Source organism: Blastopirellula sediminis, from assembly GCF_020966755.1.
Lineage (GTDB): Bacteria > Planctomycetota > Planctomycetia > Pirellulales > Pirellulaceae > Blastopirellula > Blastopirellula sediminis.
In genome coordinates this window covers 587,301-604,453 of record NZ_JAJKFT010000002.1, presented here as the reverse complement: position 1 = coordinate 604,453, position 17,153 = coordinate 587,301, and the positions used below count along the sequence as shown (strand labels likewise).

Sequence of the window (17,153 nt, the reverse complement as noted above, 5' to 3'; positions counted from 1 at the left end):
AATCCGCCGCCTTACGACTCGGTCCGAGCCGGCGACTCTTCGTGAGCCGGCACAATGATCGTTTCCCCTTCCGCCTTCGGCTTGTCCTTGGAAAAGCAGAGCAGAATCGCCGGCAGGATGAACAGGTCGCACAGCAGCGCGATCAACAGCAGTGAGAACATCATCCACGCGAAGCGTGAGATCGGCGTAAAGGGACTAAGCGCGAAGACGAGCAAGCCGAACGAGCAGATGAGCGACGTCTGGATCATCGCGGCGCCGCAATGTTCGTACGCCAGGCGAGTCGCTTCGCGGCGACTGGCGCCGGCGGCGAGTCCCTTGTTGAACCAGCTGATGAAGTGGAGCGAGTCGTCGACGGCGATGCCGAGCGCGGCGCTAGCGGTCAAGAGCGAGCCGACTTCGACCGGCACGCCGAGCCAACCCATGGTGCCGAAGGCGATCAGCGTCGGCAGGATGTTGGGGACCATGCTGAAGAAGCCGGTGAAGAGGTTTCGCAGCAGGATGATCATGATGGCGGCGATCATGACGAAGGCGAGGCCAAAGCTCTTGATCAAGTCGTTGAGCATCTCGGTCTGCGCCTTGAAGACCAGCGGCACCGAACCGGAGTAGATCGGCTCGATTTCGGGATGTTCGGCCAGCGTCGCATTGACGTTCTTTTTGACCCGTTCCATCAAGTCGCCGTAGTGAAGACGATCGCCGGCCGAGACGCGAGCGCTGATCCGCCAGAGATGATCGTCCCCTTCGGTGCTGAGATAGTGCATCTCGACATATTGATCGAGACGGCTTTCGAGGATCTTGCGGAACGAGGCGCGGCGGGAGATGGCGATGATCCCGCGTTGCTTCGGATCGGGAAACTCCGGCGCGAAAGTGGCGGCCGACATGGATGCGCCGATGCCTTCGACGTCGGCAATCGCCTTTTGCGCTTTGTCGAGGATGAAAAACTCTTCGTCGAGCTTCAGACCTTTCGAATCTTCATCGGTCTTGGCCGGCATCCGCAATACGACTTCGATCGGCACCAAGGGGCCGACTTTGTCTTCGAGCCAGTTGTAGTCACGGATGATGCGAGCTTCGGGCCAGAACAGATCGTGCAGTTGGGCCGAGGTCTTGATGCGCGAGACGCCGACCAGGCACAGACCGATCACCGCCAGCGAACCGAGGAAGATTCCCCACCGCGCCGAGTCGATGCCGATCGACAGCTTGTTCCAAACGACGTGCAACCAGCGAGGGCCATGATTCGGATCGTGCCAACCCTTTGGATCGACCGGAAACTTGTAGAGCGCCGCCGGCGCGAGGAGTAACAGGACGATCGCCCCGGCGCCGATGGACGCCGCCGCGTACATGCCGAAGTTGGTGACCGGGCGAATCTGGCTGACCATCAGCGAGAGCATGCCGACCGCCGTCGTTCCGGCGGAGAGCAAGCAAGGAACGAGCGCCGCACGGAGCGCCCACCCAACCGATTCTTTCGGCGAACGATCGACGAGCGATTCGCGATAGTAATTGACCAGGTGAACGCCGGACGAAATGCTGAGGACGTAGGTCAGGTTGGCGACCAAGGTCAACACCGAGTCGATCGCTTGACCGCTGAAGTACATGATCGACATGCTGAGCTGTTCGCAGAAGATCGCGATCAGAAAGACGATCATCGTCGCCCGCATGCTGCGAAAACCGAGATACATGATCGTGATGCAGACGAAGAAGGAGCCTGCATTGAGCAAGTCGAGCGAGTTCTTGCTGGCGTTGTCGACAGCGACGCCGTCGCTGGTCGGACCGGCAATGATCATTTCGTCGCGGGAGACCCCCTCGACCTGATCGGCGCAGCGATAAGCGTAATCAATCGCCGCGGCCCGATTTCCTTCGCCTGCCTTCGAGACGATCGCAACCAGACAGGTTTGCGAATGGTCGCCGCCGATCAGCCAACCTTCCATCCGCGCGAGCGCTTCGTCGTGCGAAAGTTCCAGCGGATCTGCGGTTAGCGATTCGAGGGCGTCTTTGCCGCTGACGACGTCGCCGAACCAGGAGACAGGCTCATCGCCGCTTTCGTCCGGCTTGGTGAGTTCCGCTTTGTATTGTTCAAGACGCGGATCGTCGAGCGTGCAACCATCCCAGCTGATCATGAGCAGCTCGTCGGTACCGAACTGATTATAAAACCAGCGAAGCCGCTGCGTCTCTTCGAACGAATCGGGAAGCCAGTCCTCTAGCCGGTTCTTGATGCTGTCCCACGCTCCTTTGGCGCCATACGTCAAAACGGGCGTCACCGCGAGAAAGAGAGCGATGATCAGCCAGCCGAACCGGTCTTGCCAGGCGCGTGGAGGAGGAGACGACATGTCGATTTACGAAATAGGACTACAGCGACGAAGTGAGGGAGAAACGGACGATTGCTCGTCGATTTTGTCGAAAGAGCATAACAGATCGCCCGAGCTTCAAATAGGATAAACCTATAGTAATCAAGAACTTCCCTCACACCACCGGCGGCGATGAATCATGCGGATTGGCGATTGGCAAGTGGACCTGGTCTCGGGCGGAAGGTTTCTGCACGACGGGGGAATTCTGTACGGCGTCGTCCCCAAGTCGATCTGGCAGACGATCACCCCGGCCGATGAACAGAACCGCGTTCCGTTGGCGATGAACTGCGTCTTAGCGCGCAATCAAACGCATACGGTGTTGATTGACGCAGGGCACGGCGACAAGCTTTCGCCGCTCGACCGCAAGTCGCACAGTCTCGAACCTGGTTGGCCGATGCTGACCGATCTGGCGCGACTTGGAGTGGCGCCGGAGGATATCGACATCGTCCTGCTGAGTCACTTGCACTGGGATCATGCCGGGGGAGCGACGTCGCGGATTGACGGCAACGTGCGGCCGACGTTTCCTTCCGCGACCTACTACGTTCAACGACAGGAATGGGCCGACGCGACTTCGAATTCACTCGAGGTTTCGGGGGGATATCAGGATGACGACTATCTCCCGCTCGCAAGTGAAGGTCGACTTATGTTGGTCGACGGTTCGCACGAAATTGTCCCAGGACTGCGAGTCATTCAAACCGGCGGACATACCCGTGGCCACCAGGCGGTTGAAGTGACCTCAGGTAGCGAAGGGCTGATGTTCTTGGGGGATATCGCGCCGACCGTCGCCCATATTCGGCGGATGTGGTGTACCTCGTATGACCTCGACTTACCCCAGTCCCGACGGGTGAAATCGGAGCTGTTTGGCCATGCGGCGGACCGGGGTTATTGGGTTGTTTGGAATCACGACCGTTACAACCCGATTAGCCGGATCGAGCGGCATCTTCGGCGCGAGTATGTGCCGGTGGAACTCCGAGAAAATCTTTAAAGTTCTTGGTATTGGGTAATTTGCTAGCGAAACTATAGGACGGAAACTCGCTTTTCTGAGAGAGAATTTAAATACCGCCTTGTCATAAACTAGGTGGTTTAGATTGCCCTACCTGATTGATTGCTTCTGGAGGTTCGGGGGGGATGCAGACAAACGGCCCATAGGTAGATAAAAATGGGCCCTCGCATTCTATCAAAATGTTGCATTTACCCCATCTTGTGTAATCATGGGAGTTTCAATGCGGTGACGCATGGGAAAACCCCTACATCAGCCCCACCTCGCAATCGAACTCTTAACTTCGATATTCACCAGACTAACAGCCCACGATGGGCTGACGGTTTGATTGTGAATCGCCAATGTTTACCTGCACTGCGCATTGTGAAACGCATGCAGGTCATGGAACGAAATCAGGATAGGAAAATATGACAATCTCGACTGATCGAACCGATATCCCGGTGGCGATTGTCGGCATGGCGTGCCGTCTCCCCGGCGCAGCCAATTTGAATGAGTATTGGCAACTGATTTCGGAAGGTCGGTCCGCCGTCAGCGAAGTCCCTGCGGACCGTCTGAACCGTGAGATCTATTACCATCCGGACAAAGGCGTTCGCGGCAAGACTTACTCGACCAAAGCGGCGACGCTTGCGGATCGTACGTTCAATCGCGATCGTTGCCCGTTGCCCCAAGACCTGATTGACTCCGTCGACAACACGCACTTGTTGATGACGGAAACGGCGGCCGAAGCGTTTCGTCACGCGGGATACGATCCGTTCCAGCTCAAGGATCGCAATTGTTCCGTCTTTATTGGTCACGCCCAAGGAAGCTCGCGCCTGGGTGAGTTGACCTTCCGCGCTTATCTCGATGAAGCGATCGATCTGCTGGAAGCGACGCCGCAGTTCCAGGATCTGCCGCCGCAGCAGCGGTTGGAAGTCGAACAGCAGTTGCTGCAAGAGCTGATGGCGACGATTCCGGACGGCGCCGAAGGGTTCCGCTATCTCAACTGCAACATGGTCTCGGGCACCGTCGCCCGTGCGTTTGGCTTGACCGGCTCGTGGTTGGCGCTCAACTCGGCTTGCGCTTCGTCGCTCCACGCGATGCTGATGGGCGCCCGAGCGCTGCAGCGCGGCCGCGCCGACATGGTGGTGGTCGGCGGCGCTTCGGACTGCAAGTCCGACTCGCTGGTCCTCTTCTCCGCCGCTCAGACGCTGACCAAGAATGACAGCTGCCCGTTCGATTCGAACGCCGACGGCCTGATCATGTCGGAAGGTTACGTCGCGCTCGTCATGAAGACGCTGGAACGCGCGATCGCCGACGGCGACAAAATTCAAGCGGTCGTCCGCGGTCTCGGCGTCGCGACCGACGGTAAAGGGAAGAGCCTGTGGGCGCCCCGCAAAGAAGGTCAGATGCGGGCGATGCGTCGCGCCTATCGCCGCGGCGTCGACGTCTCGCGTCTGCAATATCTCGAATGCCATGCCACGGCGACCCAGCTGGGGGACGCGACCGAACTGGAAACGCTCCGCGAAGTGCTGGAGCCGCAGTTCCCGAGCGGCAAGAAGATTCCGATCACCAGCGCCAAAGCCAACATCGGCCACGCGCTCGAAGCGGCCGGCATTGCGGGGATGATCAAAACGATCCTCAGCATGCAGCACCAGCGCTTCCCGGCGGCGATCAACATCAAAGAGTTGAACACTAAGGTGCCGTGGAGCGAATCGCCCTTCTTCGTGCCGATGCAATCGGCGCCATGGCCGGCCCCGGCCGACGGCGGTCCTCGTTCCGCTGCGGTCAACGCCTTCGGCATCGGCGGCTTGAACATGCACGTCGTGATCGACGAATACGTCGGTCAAACGGCTGAGCAAATCACCGGCGGTCCGCGTCCCGTTACGGAAACGGCGGACGATCGCGCCGTGGCGATCATTGGTCTCGGCTGCATCGCGCCGGGCGCCAGCGAAATCAATCAGTTCTGGGATCTCCTGCAGAACGGGACCGATCCGAAGGGGGAACCGTCGGCGGATCGTTGGTCGGCCAAGGCTCGCCAGAAGGCGGAAGCGAGCGGCATCAAAGTTCTCGGCGGCTTCATCAACGACTACGCCTACGATTGGCGCAAACACAAGGTTCCGCCGAAGCAAGTCACCGAAGCCGACCCGCTGCAGTTCATGTTCCTGGACGCCAGCGAACAGGCGCTGGCCGACGCTGGCTACACGCGCGAGTCGATCCAGCGCGAACTTTGCGGCGTCGTGATCGGCACCGAGTTTGGCGGCGACTTTGGCGACCAACTCGAAATGGGTCTGCGTCTCCCCGAGATGCAGCACAAGCTGAAGCGGATGCTGACCGAACGCGGTCTGTCGGCCGAGAAGATTGAAGCGATCAACCAAGACTTCGCCAACGTGCTGCTGAAGAAGTGGCCCGCGTTGGTGGACGAAACCGGCAGCTTCACCAGCAGCACGCTCGCTTCGCGAATCAGCAAGACGCTCGACCTGAACGGCGGCGCCGTGGCGATCGACAGCGGCACCACCTCCGGCATGTCGGGGATCTCGCTCTGCATCGACTCGCTGCTGTCGGGCGACAACGACATGATGATCTGCGCCGCCGGTCAACGCCGGATGGGGCTGACGATGTTCCAAGGCTTGAGCGAGTCGGGCCACTTGCATCGCGACGGGGCTCCGAAGAACGTGCTCGACGCCGGCTACAACGGCGTTGTGCCGAGCGAAGGCGCCGCGGTGGTGGTGCTGAAGCGATTGGCCGACGCGCGTCGCGACGGCGATCGGATTCGTGCGGTGATTCGCGGACTCGGCGTCGCGTCGGACGAGTCGCCGGCTGAAGCGATGCGTCTGGCGGTCCAGCGAGCCGCCGAAATGGCGAACATTGCCCCCGGCGAAATCCAATTCGTCGACATTGAAACGGATGAAAACAATGCGAGCGTCGCGCAGGCGCTGGCGACGATCGCCCACGAACACTCGTCGCCCGAACGCGAACAGCCGCTCCACTTGAGCTCGGCGACCGCGCAGCTGGGCAACATGGGGGGCGGCAGCTCTCTGATCGCCGTGTTGAAAGCGGCGCTCGAAGCGCAAAACCATGAAGTTGCCGCGGCGCGTCAGCTGCAACAGCCGACTGCGGCGTTCAACGGATCTTCGTCGAGCGTGCAAACCGCTTCGTTCAACGTCAAACTCAACGGTCGCGGCCTTGGCGCCGTCGCCAACTGGTCGAAGGGACAAGCCTTCTTCCTGATTCTGGATGACGGCACGCCGGTTCCGCCGAAGCCGAAAGCTGCGGCTCCGGCCGTCGCGAAACCGACTTCGTCGTCGGCCAAGATCGTCCGCTTTGGCGCCATTTCGCTGCCGGCATTGAAGACGATGATCAACGCTGCGATGGCGGACCCAAGCCATGCCTTCTCGGCCGCTGACACGGTCAAATTCGCGCCCAGCGACAAGATCCGTTTGGCGATTGTCGCTGACAGCGCCGAGTCGCTGGCCAAGAAGCTGACCATGGCGTCGCCGCAACTGGGCAACGCCGCGTCGCGCCAGGTCTTGGAACAACAAGGCATTTTCTGCCGCGAACCGCTTTCGACCAAACCGCGCATCGCCTTCCTCTTCCCCGGCCAGGGATCGCAGTACGAAGGAATGCTTCGCGACCTGGTGAGCCAATCGCCGGCCGCCGCGAAGATGATGGCCGACGCCGACGCTGCGATGCGTCGTCTCGGTTACCCGACCTTCGCCGAATTGGCCTGGAACGCTCCGACCCAATTGGGCGCCGACGTTTGGAAGACGCAGATCTCCATGCTGTTGGCCGACCTGATCTGTCTGGCGGCGCTCGCCGAACGAGGCGTGAAGCCCGACGTGGTGCTGGGACATAGCTACGGCGAGTTCCCGGCCCTCTACGCCGCTGGGGTCTGGAACCTCGACGCGGTGATTCGTATGACCCGCGCTCGCTGCGACGGGATCAACGCGACCTCGCTCAATAACGCCGGTTTGCTGGCGACGACTGCTCCGCCGGAAGAGATCAAGTCGATCATTACCGCGTGCGGCTGCCAGGCCTACCTGGCCAACTACAACGCTCCGGACCAAACGGTGATCGGCGCGAAGTTGACGGCGCTGGAGCAATTGTCGAAGGCGCTCGCCGCGAAGTCGTATCCGGCTCGCATTTTGGCGGTTCCGGCGGCGTTCCACACGCCGCTGATGGCCGGCTCGAGCCGCATGTTGCAGCAGGCGCTGGAAACGGCCGAGTTGCGTTCGCCGCAAACGCCGTTCATCAGCACCGTCGACAACAACTTGACCGACGATCCGGCGCGAATCCGCCGCAACCTGGGCGTGCAATTGACCACGCCGGTCAAATACGCGCCGCTGATCGAACAACTGGCGCTCGAAACTCCGACAATTTTTGTCGAGGTCGGGCCGCAGCAAACGCTTACCAAGCTAAATCGCCGGATTCTCTCCGGCGACGCTACCGTCATCGCTTCCGACAATCCCAAGCGCGGCGGCATTGAGCCGATCTTGTGCGTCGAAGCGTTGCTGGAATGCCTGGGAGTCAGCGCCGCAGTCGCGAGCGAGCCGAAGCCGGCCGCTGCCGTGACGGCGACCGAGTCGCGTGCGAAGTTCGCTCCGCCGCAGCCGGCCGCCGCCGCCGTCTCCCAAACGATGTCTTCTTCGACCGACCGCGCGCCAGCTAAGCCGCAGCCAGTCGCTTCCTCCCGTAGTCCGATTAGCACCAACGAGAAGAACCTGATGGACGATATTCCGCACTTTGACGCTACCGAGCGTCGACGCGCGAAGATGCGCGGCTCTGCTCAGGCTCCGCCTGCGGCAGCGCCACCGACTCCGGCTCCGGCCGCAGTCGCGCCTCCCGCGCCGGCACCGGTCGCAGCGCCAATTGTTCCGAAACCGACGTTTGCGGCAGCGCCCGCTCCTGCACCTGCGCCTCCGGTGGCGCCGGCGCCGATGCCAGCGCCGCCTGCTCCTGCTCCGACCCCTGCGGCGCCTGCGCCGGTGGCGGCCGCCAGCAAGAGCGACGGCGTCGACCTGGAGAAGTTCCTGGTGAACTTCGTCGTTGAACAAACCGGCTATCCGCCGGAAGTGGTCGACCTGGACGCTGACATGGAAGCCGACCTCGGCATCGACAGCATCAAGAAGGCTCAGCTGTTCGGCGAACTGCAGGAGTACTTCGAGATCAGCACGTCGGCGACCGACCTGTCGCTCGACGACTTCCCGACCCTGCGTCACGTCATGAACTTCCTGAACGCCAGCGGACAAGGCGCCGCCGCCGCTCCGGCCGCTGCTCCTGCTCCGGTTGCTCCTGCTCCAGTTGCTCCCGCCCCGGTTGCGGTCGCACCTCCGGCTCCTGCCGCTCCGGTTGCCCCGGCTCAGCCTGCCGCGGCCGCTTCGACTGGCGCCAGCACGGCCGAGCTGGAGAAGTTCCTGGTGAACTTCGTCGTCGAGCAAACCGGCTATCCGCCGGAAGTGGTCGACCTTGACGCTGACATGGAAGCCGACCTCGGCATCGACAGCATCAAGAAGGCTCAGCTGTTCGGCGAACTGCAGGAATACTTCGAGATCAGCACGTCGGCGACCGACCTGTCGCTCGACGACTTCCCGACCCTACGTCACGTGCTCAACTTCCTCTCGGCCAACGGCCAAGCCAGCGAAAGCCAACCGGTCGCCGCGGCCCCGGTCGCTGCTCCGGCTCCTGCCGCTCCGGTCGTCCCGGCTCCGGCGGCTGCTCCGGTTGCGGAAGCCCCGGCTTCGGGCGGAGCCAGCACGGCGGAACTCGAAAAGTTCCTGATCAACTTCGTCGTTGAACAAACCGGTTACCCGCCGGAAGTGGTCGACCTGGACGCTGACATGGAAGCGGACCTCGGCATCGACAGCATCAAGAAGGCTCAGCTGTTCGGCGAACTGCAGGAGTACTTCGAGATCAGCACGTCGGCGACTGACTTGTCGCTCGACGACTTCCCGACCCTGCGTCACGTTTTGAACTTCCTCTCGGGCACCGCTTCGGCGACCACCGAGGAACCAGCATCTTTTTCCCTGGCCGCTCCGGCGCCGGCTCTGGAAATTAAAGAAGATGCGCCGGCCGCGGTGAGCGTTATTAATGGCGCTCCTGCGGAACTCTCTGGTAAGACTTTGGACAATGGCGCCGCAGCGCCGCTCGCTCTCGTCGGTACGCCGTACGAGATGGGGTGGCGTCACGGTAGCCAATATCGGGACGAGATTCGTCGCGTACTCCGCACTTATGCGGAGTACGTCGGCGAGTCGATCGACGAGCTTCCCGGCTCGACTCAATCGGCCAATGCGATCCAAACCCTTTCGCCCGATCAATGGGACGAATTGCTCGGCATCGCCAACGCGATTGAAGCTCCCCTGAGCAATGTGGTGGCCCATCACTTCGCGGTCGCGGAAACGCTGGCCTCGATGGAGCAAGCCGCGGCGAGCGACGGTTCGCTGGCGCATGCCGCTCAGATGGAGTCCCCTGCGATCAATCCGATGCGTGAGACGATTCGCCTGGCGGCGTTCCTGCGTAAGCCGACCAGCGGCTTGTCGCACGTCGCTGTGGCGCCAATCGGCACCGCACTCGTACTGGGCGGCGTGAACGCCGCCGGACTGACTTTCAGCGGCGAAAAAGCTTCCGCCGCCGTCCTGCAAAACGGCGTGAACCTGGAATCGGCGATCGACGTCGCGTTGAAAACGCCCAGCAGCGCGAGCAGCGTGATCCTGGGCGAACTGGCGACCGGTCGACTGTCGAGCGTTCAATCGTGCGGCGGCGATCGTCAAATCGTCAGCGATCAAGCGACGATCCACTGCGGCAATCGCCTGATGGCGCTGGCAGGCGGATCGACCGCCACCGAACAAGGCGAAATCTCGGTCACCGACGTCACCAACTTGTTGTTGACGGCCGAAGGAGACGCGTTGGCGTTCCTCTTCGATTTCGGCGCCGGTCAACTATCGCTGAAGAGCACGACCATGTCGCGCTCGATCGAGAGCTACTCGCTCACCGGACTGCTGGACGACGGTAACTCGTCGGCTCCGGCCGCTCCGCAGCGCGGCGAAGCGACTCCGCTGGCTCCGGCCAATGTGACGGCTCGCTTTGAGCTGGAAATGTGCGATTCGCCGCTGGCGCAGACCGCACCTACCTCGATGGTTTACGAAGGGGCTGCGATTGTTCTGGGTAGCGGCGAGACTGCCGCCGCTCTCATCGAACAACTGCAGCAAGCCGGCGTCACGGTTTATCAGATTGCGGACGCCAGCGATATCGACAGCGCCGTCGCTCAGATCGAAGCGATCTGTGCGGCTGGTCCGGCGCCTCATCTGTTTATGACGACTGCTCGCGACGAGCGGAAGCATCTGCAGTTTGGCGTCGAAGCGAGCTGGAACGGGGTGCAACCGACTGCGATGGAAACTCCGCTGTTCGTCTGTCAGAAGTGGTTGACCCTCGCCGAGGCGGGCGGTTGGCTCGAAAAGACGACCGTCGTGGCGGTGACCGCCCTCGGCGGCGACTTCGGCTTCAGCCGCGGTGCGACCGCTGTTGAAGGTGGCGCCCTGACCGGCCTGATGAAGGCGCTCTTCATCGAGTTCACCGTCATGCGTGGCGGCAAAGGCCCGCGCGTCAAAGCGTTCGACACGAGCCTGCAAGACGCGCCGAAGCAGATCGCCAGCAACATCCTGGTTGAACTCGCTTCGGGCAATCAAGACTACGAAGTTTCGTACGCCGGCGGCGTTCGTCGCGTTCCGTTTGCGATGGATCGACCTGGCGTGGCCAATGCGACGGCCCAACTGCCGCAAGGGGTTTGGGTCATCACCGGCGGCGCCCGCGGCATCACGGCCGCTTGTGCCCTGGAACTTGGCAAACGTTACGGGCTGAAGCTCCACTTGATCGGTTCCAGCGAACTGCCGACGATCGATCCGGCCTGGCGTAGCCTGGACGAAGCGGGACTGAACAAGCTGAAGGCCGACACGATGATTGCGGCCCGCAAAGCGGGACAGCAAGCGCCGCAGGCTTGGGAACGGGTGCAGAAGAGTCTGGAAATCGACAAGTCGCTGCAAGCGTTCGTCGACAACGGCGTCTCGGCCACGTACCACGCATGCGACGTCTCGAACCGCGAATCGCTGGCCAAGGCGCTCGACGAGATTCGTCGGGTCGACGGTCCGATCTCCGGCATCCTGCATGGCGCCGGCATCGACAAGTCGTGCCGCATGGAAAAGAAACGCCGTGACGTCGTTCATGCGACGATCGGCATCAAAGATGGCGGCATCGTGCATCTCGCCGCGCTGACGCAGCACGATCCGATCCGCCACTTCATCGGCTTCGGTTCGATCGCGGGTCGTCTCGGCAGCTTCGGTCAGGCCGACTACTGCTTGGCGAGCGATCTCCTCTGCAAACTGATGGGCGCCTATCGTCGTCAACGACCGTGGGTTCGCGCCGTCGGTTTCCACTGGCATGGTTGGGACGAAGTCGGCATGGCCGCTCGCCCCGAAACGAAGAGCGTTCTGAACGACAAGAGCGCCCTGAAGTTGATGCCGCTGGCGGAAGGGATCGGCCATCTGATTCGCGAAATCGAAGCGGACGTCCCCCGCGGCGAAATCTTGATCACCGAACGTCGTCACTGGCAGCGATTCGCCGACGGCTTGGGCGTGTTGGCCGAAAGCCGCGCCGAAGCGCCGGCCGCCGCTCCGGCGAAACCGGCCGAACCTGTTTCGAGCGATCCGCTTGGTCCGGCCGACGCGTCGGTCGAACTGCGGACCGAACGTTGCGAGCTGAAGCTGATTGACGCTCCGCTGCCGACGGGAACCGCCGCGGCGCCGACCTTCACCGGTCCGGTCTGGATCTTGGGCGAAAACGCCGACGCGGTCGAACTGGAACAACGTCTGGCGCAAGCCGGCGTCGAAGTCTATCGCTTTGGCGCTCGCGCCGACTTGGACGAAACGCTCGCTTGGCTCGATTCGCTCCATCCGGAGAAGCCGGCCCAACGGCTCTTCCTGATGACCAGCCGCGACGCCGTGTCGACCGATCCCCTTTCGGCCGCCGAAATCGATCGTCGCCGTCACGAAGGGATCATCTTCCCCTACTTCGTCGCGCAGAACTGGTACAAGCGAAATCTGAAATTCCCGGAAGCGGGGACCGGCGACCTGGTCGCGGCGATCTCGCTCGGCGGAGACTTTGGTTTTGAATCGACCGTGCAACTTCCGGACGGGGGCGGCGTCGCCGGCTTCGTGAAGTCGTTGCACATTGAAGACTCGCGGCTGGAAAACCGCGGCGCTCGCTGCAAGGTGATTGACGCTCCCGCGTCCGAATCGCCGGCGGCGTTGTTCGACGCGATGATGCGCGAACTGGCGGCCGATCAGCCGGAAGTCGAAGTCAGTTGGATCGGCGGCGTTCGTCGGGTGGTTCGCCCGATCGGCACTCCGCTGGCGATGGGACCCGACGCGAACATTCCGCGTGGCGGGGTCTGGGCGGTAACCGGCGGCGCTCGCGGCATCACCGCGATCGCGGCTCGTGAACTAGCGGCGAAATATGGCTGGAAGCTGCATTTGCTCGGGAAGAGCCCGGCGCCGCTAGCTGACGCCGTGTGGCGCAACTTCGACGAAGAGCAACTGAAGACCTACAAGACGCAGATCACGCGCGAAGCGGTCGCCTCGGGCGGTTCGCCCGGTCAGGCATGGGACCGCGTCCTGAAAGACTGCGAGATCTTCAACAACCTGCAAAAGTTCGCCGACGCCGGCGTGCAAGCGACCTATCACCAGTGCGACGTCACCGATCGCGATGCGGTCGCCGCGGTGCTGGAAGAAATTCGCAAGACCGACGGTCCGATCACCGGGCTGATGCATGGCGCCGGCTTGATCGAGCCGGGTCGCTTCGACCACAAGCGTCGTCCGTTCGTCGAAAAACTGATTCGGGCGAAGTTCGACGGCCTGATGCATCTGTTCGCTCTGACGAAGAACGATCCTCTGACCCACTGCATCGGCTTCGGTTCGATCAGCGGTCGCTTCGGCGGCAATGGGCTGAGCGATTACGCGGCGGGGAACGACTCGATGTCGAAGGCGCTCGACTGGTTCCGCGCGGCTCGACCCGACTGCACCACGCTCTGCATTCACTGGGAATCGTGGGAAGGCGCCGGCATCGCGACGTTGTCGCGGTTCGCGTGGGGCCCGCGTTCGGTGATGAAGATGAAATACATGCTGCCGGAAGAAGGAGTTCGTCGTCTCGAAGAAGAACTCGCTGGCGGCGGCTACAAGGCGGAAACGCTCTACACGTTCGGCGACTTCTACCCGATGTTCTACCCGAACGAACAGTTCCCGCTGGGCGAATTCAAGCCGCGCAGCGGCGAAGCGGTCGATGGCTCGTTCCCGCTGGTCGCGACTTCGCGGACCGAGGGAGACGAACTGGTCGGCGACGTTCCGCTCGATCCGATCAACGATCCCTTCCTGGCCCTCCATCGTCTGCGCGGCAAACCGCTGATGCCGGTGGTGGTCACCCTGGAAGCGTTGCGGGAAGCGGCCGAGCTGGCCTCGGGCAAGAAGACGGTCGCCTTCTGCGACGTCGACATGATCGACGGGCTGGCCTTCCATACCGACAACGCGACGACCGCCCAGGCGCGAGCCAAGATGGTCGGCGATAACCTGGCCGAATGCCGCTGGACTTGCGACTTCCGCAACCGTACCGGCGGACTGATCCAGAAAGATCGTCTCTACCTGCAAGCGAAGGTCGAAGTGGCTGACCAACCGGCGGCGCTGACCGCGGAACTGCCGCCGTTCCCGACCGAGTGGAGCGCGGTCACCTATCCGGAAGATGCGGCGATCTACCATGGAACTCCGTTCCGCTGCCTGAAGGCGCTTAGCTGCGACGCTTCCGGCGGTTGGGGTCACATCGTCGCCGAGCCGCTGGCCGATTTGACGAAGCCGGAACGAGTCGAAGGATGGCGGGTTCCGTCGTGCATCCTCGATTCGGCCCTCTACGCTTGCGGCTGCCAGTTGTACATGCACAGCGAAGGCGCGGTTTCCCTGCCGCGGAAGATTGAACGGCTGGAACTGGGACGGATGCCCAGCGACGGCGAAAACTGCTATGTCCACTTCGTTTGCCGCGACGTGGCCGAAAAGTCGGCCCTCTACGATCTGACCCTCTTTGGCGAAAACGGAGAGGTGATCCTGAAGGCGTACGGCTATCAAAAGGTCATTCTCGGCCGAGGAGGCGTTGCATGACGTATGCTCCTGCCCGGCTGGTGCGCTATGTCGCCGATGCGGGCAACCTCCCCATTTCCGCTTCGGCCGCTTGGTTGAGCGCCGCCGAACGGCACGAACTGGACTTCTTCGCCCACGCAGACCGCCGCAGCCAATGGCTCGGCGGGCGCTGGATCGCCAAGCGTTTGATTACGCGCTCGTGCGAACCGGCCGACCTGCGCCGCGTGGAAGTCTTGTCGCGTTCGTCGGACGGGCTGGGGAAAGCTCCGGAAGTCTTCGTCGACGGCAAGCCGACCAACTACCGCATTTCGGTTTCGCATGCCGGCGGCGCGCTGCTGGTCGGCATGACGACCGACGCGACCTCGATCGGCGTCGATCTCGCTTGGGACGTTCCGCAAGACAGGCACTTCTCGGCCGCTTGGTTTACCGAGCGGGAGCAAGCCTGGCTCGCCGAACGCCCCGAGTCGGCCTCGCTGCTGTGGGGCTTGAAAGAAGCGATTTTCAAATCGCAAGGCGCCGGTCAAACGTGGAACCCCCGCGGCGTCGAAATCGAATCGTATTGCGACCATGAAGTTCGCTGCACGTTGTACGGACGCCAACTCGCTCCCCTGGCGATGTGGACTCGTCCGTCGAGTCGGGGAATGGCGACGGCCGTCTGGCAAGCGACGGCCAATGATACTCCAGCCTATCCCCAGCAGGAGCTTTCATCATGTTTGTAAGCAAGGAACATCATCCCCAGGTTCTGCCGCGTCAGTCCTACTTCGATCAATCCGTCTTCGATCAGGAGATGGAAACGCTGATGATGCCGACGTGGCATGCCGTGGCGCTGATGGACGAACTGCCGAAAGACGGCTCGTTCCTGACGCTGGAGATCTTCGGTCGTCCGATCATCCTGTGGCGCAAGGGAGATGAGGTCAGCGGCTTCTTGAACGTCTGCCCGCATCGCTACGCCAAATTGACCTGCAAACCGTGCGGCGCGACCGAACGACTCCACTGCCAATATCACGGCTGGGAGTTCGACGAGACCGGCAACGTTCGCAAGATCCCCGACGCGAAGACGTTCCGTCCGCTCGCCCAGGGAATGCTTGGTTTGCGCAAATTTCGGATCGAGCGCTGCGGCCAATTGATCTTTTTGAACCTGACCGACGAAGGCCCGAGCCTGCGAGAGTTTCTCGGCGACAAGTTCGAGCTGTACGAAAGCTGGTTCACGCCCGAAATGCATACGGCGATCACCGTTACGCGGACGATCAACGCCAACTGGAAGTGCCTGGTCGAGAACGCGCTGGAAAGCTACCACACTACAACCGTGCATCCGCAAACATTCGGAACCTTTCCGGAAGAAAAAGATATCCAACACACCATGGAAGAAAGTTGGACGTCGATGTTCGTTGATTACAGTGAAGAACGTTCGGTTCGCGCTACGATGGATGCGATCGGCCACTTGCTGGTCGGCCGTCCGCGCGACGGATCGTATGAACACATCCTGCACTACCCCAACGTGATGATGGCGCGATTGTCGCTGTATCGCTGGGTGGAGTGCGTGATTCCGGTTTCGCCCAGCCAGTCGTTGTCCGTCGTCCGCTTGATGTGCCACATCGGCGAAAAAGGACGTCTGCGACGCGTATGGAATCGCTATTTCATCACGAAATGGGCGCGAGACTTTTTGACCAAGGTCGGCGCGGAAGACGCCGGCGTGCTCGTGCAGGTTCAAGAGGGGATTTCCGCCCCGGAAGAGCCGATGGGCGGTCTGATCTCCACGCGTGAAGAACGCATTTTTCATTTTCAGAAATACGTCGAGAAAGCGAGCGGAGTCGCGAGCTGTCGAGACGAAAGCGATGTAATTCAAAATCGATTTTCAGGAAACGCAACATGATTAACCTCTCCGGACGTATCGCACTGGTTACCGGAAGTTCGCGCGGCATGGGGCGAGCTTGCGCATTGCGACTGGCCGAAGCAGGCGCCGACGTGATCGTCAACTACGTCACTTCGCGTACCGCCGCGATGGAAACGGCCAAAGAAATTCGCGCGATGGGGCGACGCTCCTTCGTGGTCAAGGCCGACGTGAGCCAGAAAGACGACGTCGAATCGATGATGGAATACATCGGCGAGCACATCCAGCAGCTCGACATCATCGTCAGCAACGCGGCGACCGGCGGTTTCCGTCCGCTGATGGCCGCCAACGAAAAACACTTTGAAAACACCTACCACACCAACGTGTTGGCGATGCTCTACCTGGTGCAAGCCGGTCTGCCGCTGCTGGTGAAGAGCAAGGGCCGCGCGAAGGTGATCGGCATCAGCAGCCACGGTTCGGACATGGCTTTGCCGTGGTACGGGCTGATCGGCAGCTCGAAAGCCGCGCTGGAAAGCCTGGCTCGTCACTTGACGCTGGAAGTCGGCGACAAGGGCGTCAACGTCAACATCGTGAAGTCGGGCTTGGTCGAAACCGACTCGACGAAGCGTCTGCCGGGCGCCGGCGAGATGTTCGATCATCGCAAAGACAAGACGATGATGGGCGATCGCATGCTGTCGGTCGAAGACATTGCGGACGCGGTCCTGTTTTTGGCCTCGCCATTGTCGGATCTGGTTCAAGGCGAAACGCTGGTCGTCGACGGCGGCGCCGCGGTTCACGTGTAGTCGATTGTTCGGAAACGTAGGGCAAGTTTTTTCAGA

6 protein-coding genes are annotated in these 17,153 nt (G+C 61.7%); 5 read left to right on the top strand and 1 reads right to left on the bottom strand.

Going from position 1 to position 17,153, the window contains the following annotated elements:
- Positions 1 to 11: 11 nt before the first annotated feature.
- The gene (locus LOC68_RS02835) at positions 12 to 2,321 is read right to left on the bottom strand and encodes an efflux RND transporter permease subunit (RefSeq protein WP_230215514.1); all 2,310 of its coding nucleotides are present in this window, start codon (positions 2,319 to 2,321) and stop codon (positions 12 to 14) included.
- 157 nt (positions 2,322 to 2,478) lie between these two features.
- Here LOC68_RS02835 and LOC68_RS02830 point away from each other — a divergent pair, with 157 nt between their 5' ends.
- The 5 genes from LOC68_RS02830 (at position 2,479) to LOC68_RS02810 (ending at position 17,117) form a co-directional block, all read left to right on the top strand.
- Complete coding sequence (locus LOC68_RS02830; protein ID WP_230215502.1) at positions 2,479 to 3,324, top strand: MBL fold metallo-hydrolase; 846 nt, start codon at positions 2,479 to 2,481, stop codon at positions 3,322 to 3,324.
- Positions 3,325 to 3,746: 422 nt separating this feature from the next.
- Positions 3,747 to 14,504: a type I polyketide synthase gene (locus tag LOC68_RS02825; RefSeq protein WP_230215494.1), complete on the top strand. Its 10,758-nt coding sequence runs from the start codon at positions 3,747 to 3,749 to the stop codon at positions 14,502 to 14,504.
- Entirely contained in the window at positions 14,501 to 15,202 is a 702-nt protein-coding gene (locus LOC68_RS02820) for a 4'-phosphopantetheinyl transferase family protein (RefSeq protein WP_230215484.1), read from the top strand. The genes LOC68_RS02825 and LOC68_RS02820 overlap by 4 nt, the downstream gene beginning before the upstream one ends.
- Entirely contained in the window at positions 15,193 to 16,356 is a 1,164-nt protein-coding gene (locus tag LOC68_RS02815) for a Rieske 2Fe-2S domain-containing protein (RefSeq protein WP_230215469.1), read from the top strand. The genes LOC68_RS02820 and LOC68_RS02815 overlap by 10 nt, the downstream gene beginning before the upstream one ends.
- Positions 16,353 to 17,117: an SDR family oxidoreductase gene (locus LOC68_RS02810; protein WP_230215461.1), complete on the top strand. Its 765-nt coding sequence runs from the start codon at positions 16,353 to 16,355 to the stop codon at positions 17,115 to 17,117. The genes LOC68_RS02815 and LOC68_RS02810 overlap by 4 nt, the downstream gene beginning before the upstream one ends.
- Positions 17,118 to 17,153 lie beyond the last annotated feature (36 nt).

What these genes read in the sequence shown, in the direction of transcription:
- LOC68_RS02835 (WP_230215514.1), bottom strand. Translation starts at nt 2,321, where the DNA reads ATGTCGTCTCCTCCTCCACGCGCCTGGCAAGACCGGTTCGGCTGGCTG.
- LOC68_RS02830 (WP_230215502.1), top strand. Translation starts at nt 2,479, where the DNA reads ATGCGGATTGGCGATTGGCAAGTGGACCTGGTCTCGGGCGGAAGGTTT.
- LOC68_RS02825 (WP_230215494.1), top strand. Translation starts at nt 3,747, where the DNA reads ATGACAATCTCGACTGATCGAACCGATATCCCGGTGGCGATTGTCGGC.
- LOC68_RS02820 (WP_230215484.1), top strand. Translation starts at nt 14,501, where the DNA reads ATGACGTATGCTCCTGCCCGGCTGGTGCGCTATGTCGCCGATGCGGGC.
- LOC68_RS02815 (WP_230215469.1), top strand. Translation starts at nt 15,193, where the DNA reads ATGTTTGTAAGCAAGGAACATCATCCCCAGGTTCTGCCGCGTCAGTCC.
- LOC68_RS02810 (WP_230215461.1), top strand. Translation starts at nt 16,353, where the DNA reads ATGATTAACCTCTCCGGACGTATCGCACTGGTTACCGGAAGTTCGCGC.